Origin of the sequence: Geopseudomonas sagittaria, assembly GCF_900115715.1 — a bacterium.
In the GTDB taxonomy this organism is placed as follows: Bacteria; Pseudomonadota; Gammaproteobacteria; order Pseudomonadales; family Pseudomonadaceae; genus Geopseudomonas; species Geopseudomonas sagittaria.
Genome location: NZ_FOXM01000019.1, coordinates 85553 through 93684, shown reverse-complemented (window position 1 = coordinate 93684; position 8132 = coordinate 85553). Strand labels below are relative to the sequence as shown.

The following is an 8132-nucleotide window of genomic DNA, read 5'->3' as shown; positions in this document are numbered from 1 at the left end:
CTGCCGGACGACTCGGCGGTGGTCACCGAGGAAATCTTCGGCCCGTGCTGCCACATCCGTCCGTTCGACACGGAGGAAGAAGCCATCGAGCTGGCCAACAGCCTGCCCTACGGCCTGGCCTCGGCGATCTGGACCGAGAACAGCTCGCGCGCCCACCGCGTCGCCGGGCAGATCGAGGCCGGCATCGTCTGGGTCAACAGCTGGTTCCTGCGCGACCTGCGCACCGCCTTCGGCGGCGCCAAGCAGTCGGGCATCGGTCGCGAAGGCGGGGTGCACTCGCTGGAGTTCTACACCGAACTGAAGAACATCTGCGTGAAGCTGTAAGCCAGCCATGAACCACGGCGGCGAGGCGCGGGCGACTGCGCCCGGCCTCGCCGGCCCCGGCCCGCTGGCCTGCCTGCAGCCCGCTGCAGGTATGTCGCCAGCGGACCCCGCCATCCATCAGGAACACTGCGCATGAATATCGAACTGATCAACCAGCTCGGCGACGAGCTCTACCAGGCCATGCTGAGCCGCGAGACCGTGGCACCGCTGACCAGCCGCTACGACCTGTCGATCGACGACGCCTACCAGATCTCCCTGCGCATGCTCGAGCGCCGCCTGGCCGCCGGCGAGCGCATCATCGGCAAGAAGATCGGCCTGACCAGCAAGGCCGTTCAGACCATGCTCGGCGTCAACCAGCCGGACTTCGGCTACCTGACCGATGCCATGGTGTTCAGCAGCGGCGCGGTGATGCCGATCAGCGAGCGCCTGATCCAGCCCAAGGCCGAGGGCGAGATCGCCTTCATCCTCAAGAAGGACCTGATGGGCCCCGGCGTGACCAACGCCGACGTGCTGGCCGCCACCGAGTGCGTGATCCCCTGCTTCGAGGTGGTCGACTCGCGCATCCAGGACTGGAAGATCAAGATCCAGGACACCGTAGCCGACAACGCCTCCTGCGGCCTGTTCATCCTCGGCGACCAGGCCGTCTCCCCGCGCCAGGTCGACCTGGTCACCTGCGGCATGGTGGTGGAGAAGAACGGCCAGCAGATCAGCACCGGCGCCGGTGCCGCCGCGCTGGGCTCGCCGGTCAACTGCGTGGCCTGGCTGGCCAACACCCTCGGCCACTTCGGCATCGGCCTGAAGGCCGGCGAAGTGATCCTCTCCGGCTCGCTGGTACCGCTGGAGCCGGTCAAGGCCGGCGACTGCATGCGCGTCGACATCGGTGGCATCGGCAGCGCCAGCGTGCGCTTCGTCTGACCGGGAGCCTGAACATGAGCAAGAAACTCAAAGTCGCCATCATCGGCTCCGGCAACATCGGCACCGACCTGATGATCAAGATCCTGCGCAACGGCAAGCATCTGGAGATGGGCGCGATGGTCGGCATCGACCCGGCCTCCGACGGCCTGGCGCGCGCCGCGCGCATGGGCGTGGCCACCACCCACGAGGGCGTCGAAGGCCTGACCCGCATGGCGGTGTTTCAGGACATCGACTTCGTGTTCGACGCCACCTCGGCCGGCGCCCACGTCAAGAACGACGCCTTCCTGCGCAGCCTCAAGCCCGGCATCCGCCTGATCGACCTGACCCCGGCGGCCATCGGCCCGTACTGCGTGCCGGTGGTCAATCTGGAAGAGCACCTGGATGCGCTCAACGTCAACATGGTCACCTGCGGCGGCCAGGCCACCATCCCGATGGTCGCCGCGGTGTCGCGCGTGGCCAAGGTGCACTACGCCGAGATCGTCGCCTCGATCGCCTCGAAATCCGCCGGCCCGGGCACCCGCGCCAACATCGACGAGTTCACCGAGACCACCTCCAAGGCCATCGAAGTGATCGGCGGCGCCGCCAAGGGCAAGGCGATCATCGTCATGAACCCGGCCGAGCCGCCGCTGATGATGCGCGACACCGTGTTCGTGCTTTCCGAGCTGGTCGACCAAGCGAAAGTGGAAGCCTCGGTCGAGGAAATGGCCCAGGCCGTGCAGGCCTACGTGCCGGGCTACCGCCTGAAGCAGAAGGTGCAGTTCGACGTGATTCCGCAAGACAAGCCGCTGCTCATCCCCGGCCACGGCCTGTTCTCCGGGCTGAAGACCTCGGTGTTCCTCGAAGTCGAAGGTGCCGCCCACTACCTGCCGGCCTACGCCGGCAACCTCGACATCATGACCTCCGCCGCGCTGGCCACCGCCGAGCGCATGGCTCTTTCCATGATCAACGGCTGAGGAGCACTGCCATGACCTTCGATCCGAGCAAGAAGCTGTACATCTCCGACGTCACCCTGCGTGACGGCAGCCACGCCGTGCGCCACCAGTACTCGCTGCAGAACGTGCAGGACATCGCCCGCGCCCTGGACGAGGCCAAGGTGGATTCCATCGAAGTCACCCACGGTGACGGCCTGCAGGGCTCCAGCTTCAACTACGGCTTCGGCGCGCACACCGACCTGGAGTGGATCGAGGCCGCCGCCGACGTCATCCAGCACGCCAGGATCACCGTGCTGCTGCTGCCCGGCATCGGCACCGTGCACGACCTCAAGGCCGCCTACGACGCCGGCGCCCGCTCGGTGCGCATCGCCACCCACTGCACCGAAGCGGACGTCTCCAAGCAGCACATCGAGTACGCGCGCAGCCTGGGCATGGACACCGTCGGCTTCCTGATGATGAGCCACATGATCCCGGCCGAGCAGCTGGCCGCCCAGGGCAAGCTGATGGAAAGCTACGGCGCGCAGTGCATCTACATGGCCGACTCCGGTGGCGCCATGAACATGCAGGACATCCGTGACCGCATGCGCGCCTTCAAGGCCGTACTCGATCCCGCGACCCAGACCGGCATGCACGCCCACCACAACCTCAGCCTCGGCGTGGCCAACTCGATCACCGCGGTGGAAGAGGGCTGCGACCGCATCGATGCCAGCCTGGCCGGCATGGGTGCCGGTGCCGGCAACGCGCCGCTGGAGGTGTTCATCGCCGCCGCCGAGCGCATGGGCTGGAACCACGGTACCGACCTCTATCGCCTGATGGACGCCGCCGACGACCTGGTGCGTCCGCTGCAGGACCGTCCGGTGCGCGTCGACCGCGAGACCCTCGGCCTCGGCTACGCCGGCGTCTACTCGAGCTTCCTGCGCCACGCCGAAGTGGCCGCCGCGAAGTATGGCCTGAAGACCCTGGATATCCTCGTCGAACTGGGCCGCCGGCGCATGGTCGGCGGCCAGGAAGACATGATCGTTGATGTGGCGCTGGACCTGCTGGCCGCCCGTAAGGAGCACAACTGATGAACCGTACCCTGACCCGCGAGCAGGTGCTGGCCCTGGCCGAGCACGTCGAAGGCGCCGAGCTGAATGTCCACGACATCAGCAAGGTGACCAACGACTTCCCGCAGATGACCTTCGCCGACGCCTACGACATCCAGTGGGAAATCCGTCGCCGCAAGGAAGCGCGCGGCAACAAGACCGTCGGCCTGAAGATGGGCCTGACCTCCTGGGCGAAGATGGCGCAGATGGGCGTGGAAACGCCGATCTACGGCTTCCTCTCCGACTACTTCAGCGTGCCGGACGGCGGCGTGGTCGACTGCTCCAAGCTGATCCACCCGAAGATCGAGGCGGAAATCTCCGTGGTCACCAAGGCGCCGCTGCGCGGTCCGGGCTGCCACATCGGCGACGTGATCGCGGCGGTCGACTACGTGATCCCGACCGTCGAGGTGATCGACTCGCGCTACGAGAACTTCAAGTTCGACCTGATCAGCGTGGTGGCCGACAACGCCTCGTCGACCCGCTACATCACCGGTGGCCAGATGGCCAACCTCGAGGACGTCGACCTGCGCACCCTCGGCGTGGTGATGGAGAAGAACGGCGAAGTGGTGGAAGTCGGCGCCGGCGCCGCGGTGCTCGGTCATCCGCTGTCCAGCGTGGCCATGCTGGCCAACCTGCTGGCCGAGCGCGGCGAGCACATCCCGGCCGGCACCTTCATCATGACCGGCGGCATCACCGCCGCGGTGTCGGTGGAGCCGGGCGACAACGTCACCGTGCGCTATCAGGGCCTGGGCTCGGTATCGGCCCGCTTCGTCTGAGTCACCCCTTTTGCCCCGGCCGCTGGCCGGGGTCTTTTTCGGAGGAAACCGGCAATGCCGATAGCCCATGTGCACATCATGGAAGGCCGCAGCGACGAGCAGAAGGAAGCGATGATCCGCGAGGTCAGCGAGGCGCTGGCGCGCACCCTCGACTCGCCGCTCGACCGCGTGCGCGTGCTGATCACCGAGGTGCCCAAGAGCCACTGGGGCATCGCCGGCGAACCGGCCAGCAAGATCCGCAAGTAAGCTCCACAAGTCAGTCCCGCAGATCGGTTTCAGCGCCGGTGTTGCGCTGCGCGCCTGCGCCCCGCAACACCGGTAACCAATGGCGGCCGCTACGCAGCCGCCATGCCCGCCTCAGCGCGCCGCCTGGCCGCTGTACTTGGTCACCAGCTGGCGCGCCTCCCTGAGCAGGCCGGCACCATCCCGATAGCCCTTGCTCTCCACCTCCGTCACCCAGTCGCCGTCCAGGCTGCGCGCGGCGTCCATCCAGCGCTGCTGCTCGTCGGCGGCGAGGAAGTGGATCTCGTTGTTGCGCTCGCGGGCCCTCTGGCGGCCGGTTTCCACCACGCCGGTGTCCCACAGGCGCCCGGCGCGCGCCGACAGGGCGCGACCGCTGTTGGCGTCGATGATCTGCTTGAGGTCGTCAGGCAGGCCGTCGTAGCGCGCCTTGTTCATCGCCAGCACCAGCGCCGCGTGCATCAGCTTGGGCATGCCCTCGGCCATTTCGGTGTGATGCTTGACCCGTTCCTGCAGCTTGACCGAGGTGACCACGTCCCACGGCACCGCGGCGCCGTCGAGCAGGCCGCGGGCCAGCGCGGCCGGCACCGGATTGATCGGCATGGCCTGGGGCTGGCCGCCGAACAGGCTGATCAGCCGGCTCTGCACCGGGTTGGCGGTGCGCAGCTTGAGACCGGCGAAGTCGGCCATGCTGCGGATCGGCTGCTTGCGGCTGTGCAGTACCACGCTGTCGGTGAGGTGGGTGGCGAGCAGCTGCATGCCCCGGTACTCCTGCTGGCCGTGAGCCTGCAGGAAGTCCCACATGGCCTGGCTGCTGGCCTCGGCGGTGCGGTTCATGAACGGCAGCTCGAACGCCCCGGTCAGCGGGAAGTTGCCGCTGGTGTAGCCGGGCAGGGTCCAGACGATGTCCGCGGTGCCGTCGCGCACCTGGTCGACCAGCTGCGAGGGCTTGCCGCCGAGCTGCATCGCCGGGAAGAAGTGGAAGCGGATGCGCCCGCCCGACTCGCGGCTGATCCTGTCGGCCCAGGGCTGCAGGAATTCGCGCTGGGTGACCGAGTCGTTGGGCATGAAGTGGTGCACCTTGAGGGTGACGACCGCCGGCTGTGGGGTGGCGGCAGTGGCCGCCAGGCTGCTGCTCATGCACAGCGCCGCGAGAGTGGTACGCAGAAGTTTCACCGTGACTGTCCTTTTTCTTGTTGGGTCGAGGGTGCGAGTGCGGCCCGTCGCGGGCCGCAGCCTATGCTGGTGGGCGGGCAGGGCGGGAACAATCCGCTGCGGCGGCTTGTGTGCGGTAGGCGCACACAAAGTGCGGGAAGCGCTTGTGAGGGCCGGCGTGCCGCGCGGATCGGCCCGGCGGGCAGCCGCGCAGGCGGGCGAGGCAGTAACATACGCGCCCCGTTGTGCCTGCCGGAGCGTTGCCGTGTCCCTGCCCAGTTCCTCCCCGTCCGCCGTTCGCCGTCCGCGGCGGCTGCGCCGCTGGCTGGCCGCCCTGGCCGGGGTGCTGGTGCTCGGCGCGACCGGCGGCACCTTCTATCTCAACGACCAGCAGGCGCAGCGCGCCGGCGAGCTGCGCCTGCCCGGCCTCGCCGCGCCGGTGGCGGTGCGCTTCGACGCCCAAGGCGTGCCGCATATCCGCGCCGACAGCGAGACCGACCTGTACCGCGCGCTGGGCTACCTGCATGCCCAGGACCGCCTGTTCCAGATGGAGCTGCTGCGCCGCCTGGCGCGCGGCGAGCTGGCCGAGGTGCTGGGCGCCCAGCTGGTCGACACCGACCGCCTGTTCCGCAGCCTGCGCATCCGCGAGCAGGCCGCCGCCGCGGTGGCCCGCGAGGACCAGCGCAGTGCGGCCTGGCAGGGCCTGCAGGCCTACCTCGACGGCATCAACCACTACCAGGCCAGCCGCCCGCTGCCGCTGGAGTTCGACCTCCTCGGCATCCGGCCACGGCCGTTCAGCGCCGAGGACACCTTCAGCGTGATCGGCTACATGGCCTACAGCTTCGCCGCCGCCTTGCGCACCGAGCCGGTGCTGACCCATATCCGCGACCGGCTGGGCGCCGACTACCTGGCCATCTTCGGCCTCGCCGCCGCCGCGGAGCAGGGCGCCAGCCCGGCGCTGGCCGCCGCCGACTGGCGCGGCCTGCACGCCCTGGCCCAGCTGGCCGGCGCGGCACCGGGGCGCGGCGGCCTCAGCCAGTTCGAGGGCAGCAACGCCTGGGCGCTCGGCGGCAGCCGCACCGCCAGCGGCAAGCCGCTGCTGGCCGGCGACCCGCACATCCGCTTCAGCGTGCCGCAGGTGTGGTACAGCGCCCACCTGTCGGCGCCCGGCTTCGAGCTGTACGGCCAGCACCACGCGCTGATCCCCTTCGCCCTGCTCGGCCACAACCGCGACTTCGGCTGGAGCCTGACCATGTTCCAGAACGACGACCTCGACCTGATCGCCGAGCGGGTCAACCCGGCCGATCCCGAGCAGGTCTGGCACGAAGGGCAGTGGGTGACCCTGGAGAGCCGCCGCGAGCAGATCGCCGTGAAGGACGCCGCGCCGGTGGCGCTGACCCTGCGCCGCTCGCCGCACGGCCCGCTGGTCAACGACGCCCTCGGCGCGCTGGCCGGGCCGACCCCGCTGGCGCTGCGCTGGGTGTTCCTCGAGGCGGCCAACCCGATCCTTGGCGCCTTCCACCAGCTCAACCGCGCCGACACTCTGGCCAAGGCGCGCAACGCGGCGGCCGGCATCGAGGCGCCGGGGCTGAACATCGTCTGGGCCGCGGCGAGCGGCGACATCGCCTGGTGGGCGGCGGGACGCCTGCTCGAACGCCCGGCCGGTGCCCATCCGGCCTTCGTCATCGACGGCGCCAGCGCCGCGGCGGCGCCGCCCCGGCCGCTGCCGTTCAGCGCCAACCCGCGCGAGGAAAACCCGCCGCGCGGCTACGTGCTGTCGGCCAACCAGGCGCCGGACGGCTTCGCCGTGCCCGGCTACTACAACCCGGCGGAGCGCTACCAGCGCCTGCGCGAACGCCTAGACCACACCGATATGCGCTGGGACGTGGAGAACAGCCAGGCCCTGCAGCTGGAGGGCGGCAGCGACCTGCCGCGGCGCATCCTCACGCCGCTGCTGGCCGAGCTGCGCGCGGCGGTGCCGGCGCAGCAGCGCGCCCTGCTCGAGGAGCTGGCCGCCTGGGACGGCGAGCACCGCCTCGACTCGCGCGCCGCGGTGCTGTTCAACCAGCTGCTCTACCAGCTGGCCCGCGAGGCGCTGGCCGACGAGCTGGGCGAGGAGTTCTTCGCCGCGCTGCTGGCCACCCGGGCGATCAACCATGCGCTGCCGGTGCTGGCCGCCGATGCCGCCGCGCCCTGGTGGGACGACCGCGCCACGCCCGAGCGAGAGGCGCGCGCGGCGATCGTCGCGCGCGCCTGGCAGGCCAGCCTCGCCCATCTGCAGAGCGTGCTGGGCGCCGATCCGGCCGGCTGGCAGTGGGGCCGCGCGCACACCCTGACCTTCGAGCATCCGCTGGGCCGCGTCGCGCCGCTGGACCGCCTGCTCAACGTCGGCGCCTTCGCCGCGCCGGGCAGCCACGAGACGCCGAACAACCTGGCGCAGAAGTTCGGCCCGGCGCCCTGGCCGGTGAGCTACGGCCCGTCGATCCGTCGGCTGGTCGACTTCGCCGCCCCGCAGCAGGCGCTGGGCAGCAGCCCGCTGGGACAGAGCGGCGTGCCCTTCGACCCGCACTACGCCGACCAGAGCGAAGCCTACCTGCGCGGCGACTACCGGCCGCTGCACCTGGACGCCGCTGCCATCGACGCCGAGGCGAGCGGGGTGCTGTGGCTGCGGCCGTAAGGCTGCGGGCGGGAGCCGTCGTGACCGG

At 69.9% G+C, this 8132-nt stretch carries 7 protein-coding genes and 1 pseudogene; 7 read left to right on the top strand and 1 reads right to left on the bottom strand.

Annotation, left to right across the window (positions count from 1 at the left end; all coding sequences use genetic code 11):
* The 6 genes and pseudogenes from BM297_RS18875 to BM297_RS18850 all read left to right on the top strand — a co-directional run.
* Nucleotides 1–324: aldehyde dehydrogenase family protein (locus BM297_RS18875; protein ID WP_139231085.1), on the top strand; the 324-nt coding region annotated here is incomplete at its 5' end.
* Nucleotides 325–456: 132 nt separating this feature from the next.
* The gene (gene dmpE, locus BM297_RS18870; RefSeq protein ID WP_092434603.1) at nucleotides 457–1239 is read left to right on the top strand and encodes a 2-oxopent-4-enoate hydratase; all 783 of its coding nucleotides are present in this window, start codon (nucleotides 457–459) and stop codon (nucleotides 1237–1239) included.
* A 14-nt stretch (nucleotides 1240–1253) separates the two neighbouring features.
* On the top strand, nucleotides 1254–2192 hold the full coding sequence (locus BM297_RS18865) for an acetaldehyde dehydrogenase (acetylating) (RefSeq protein ID WP_092434600.1): 939 nt from the start codon (nucleotides 1254–1256) through the stop codon (nucleotides 2190–2192).
* 11 nt (nucleotides 2193–2203) lie between these two features.
* Entirely contained in the window at nucleotides 2204–3238 is a 1035-nt protein-coding gene (dmpG, locus tag BM297_RS18860; protein ID WP_092434597.1) for a 4-hydroxy-2-oxovalerate aldolase, read from the top strand.
* Nucleotides 3238–4032, top strand: coding sequence for a 2-oxo-3-hexenedioate decarboxylase (gene dmpH / locus BM297_RS18855; protein WP_092434594.1), 795 nt, complete (start codon nucleotides 3238–3240; stop codon nucleotides 4030–4032). The genes dmpG and dmpH overlap by 1 nt, the downstream gene beginning before the upstream one ends.
* 48 nt (nucleotides 4033–4080) lie before the next feature.
* Nucleotides 4081–4278, top strand: a pseudogene (locus BM297_RS18850) (4-oxalocrotonate tautomerase); the annotation flags it as partial.
* 111 nt (nucleotides 4279–4389) lie between these two features.
* Here the strand turns inward: BM297_RS18850 and BM297_RS18845 are convergent.
* Nucleotides 4390–5448 carry a TRAP transporter substrate-binding protein gene (locus BM297_RS18845; protein ID WP_245768297.1) on the bottom strand — a complete coding sequence of 353 codons (1059 nt, stop codon included), beginning with the start codon at nucleotides 5446–5448 and terminating at the stop codon, nucleotides 4390–4392.
* 292 nt (nucleotides 5449–5740) lie between these two features.
* On the opposite strand from BM297_RS18845, the gene BM297_RS18840 reads away from it, so the two are divergent.
* Nucleotides 5741–8104 (top strand): penicillin acylase family protein, encoded by a 2364-nt coding sequence (locus BM297_RS18840; protein WP_092434606.1) that lies wholly within the window; start codon nucleotides 5741–5743, stop codon nucleotides 8102–8104.
* Nucleotides 8105–8132 lie beyond the last annotated feature (28 nt).

Bases quoted from the DNA above. Each gene is read 5' to 3' on its own strand.
- dmpE (WP_092434603.1), top strand. From the start codon at position 457: ATGAATATCGAACTGATCAACCAGCTCGGCGACGAGCTCTACCAGGCC.
- BM297_RS18865 (WP_092434600.1), top strand. From the start codon at position 1,254: ATGAGCAAGAAACTCAAAGTCGCCATCATCGGCTCCGGCAACATCGGC.
- dmpG (WP_092434597.1), top strand. From the start codon at position 2,204: ATGACCTTCGATCCGAGCAAGAAGCTGTACATCTCCGACGTCACCCTG.
- dmpH (WP_092434594.1), top strand. From the start codon at position 3,238: ATGAACCGTACCCTGACCCGCGAGCAGGTGCTGGCCCTGGCCGAGCAC.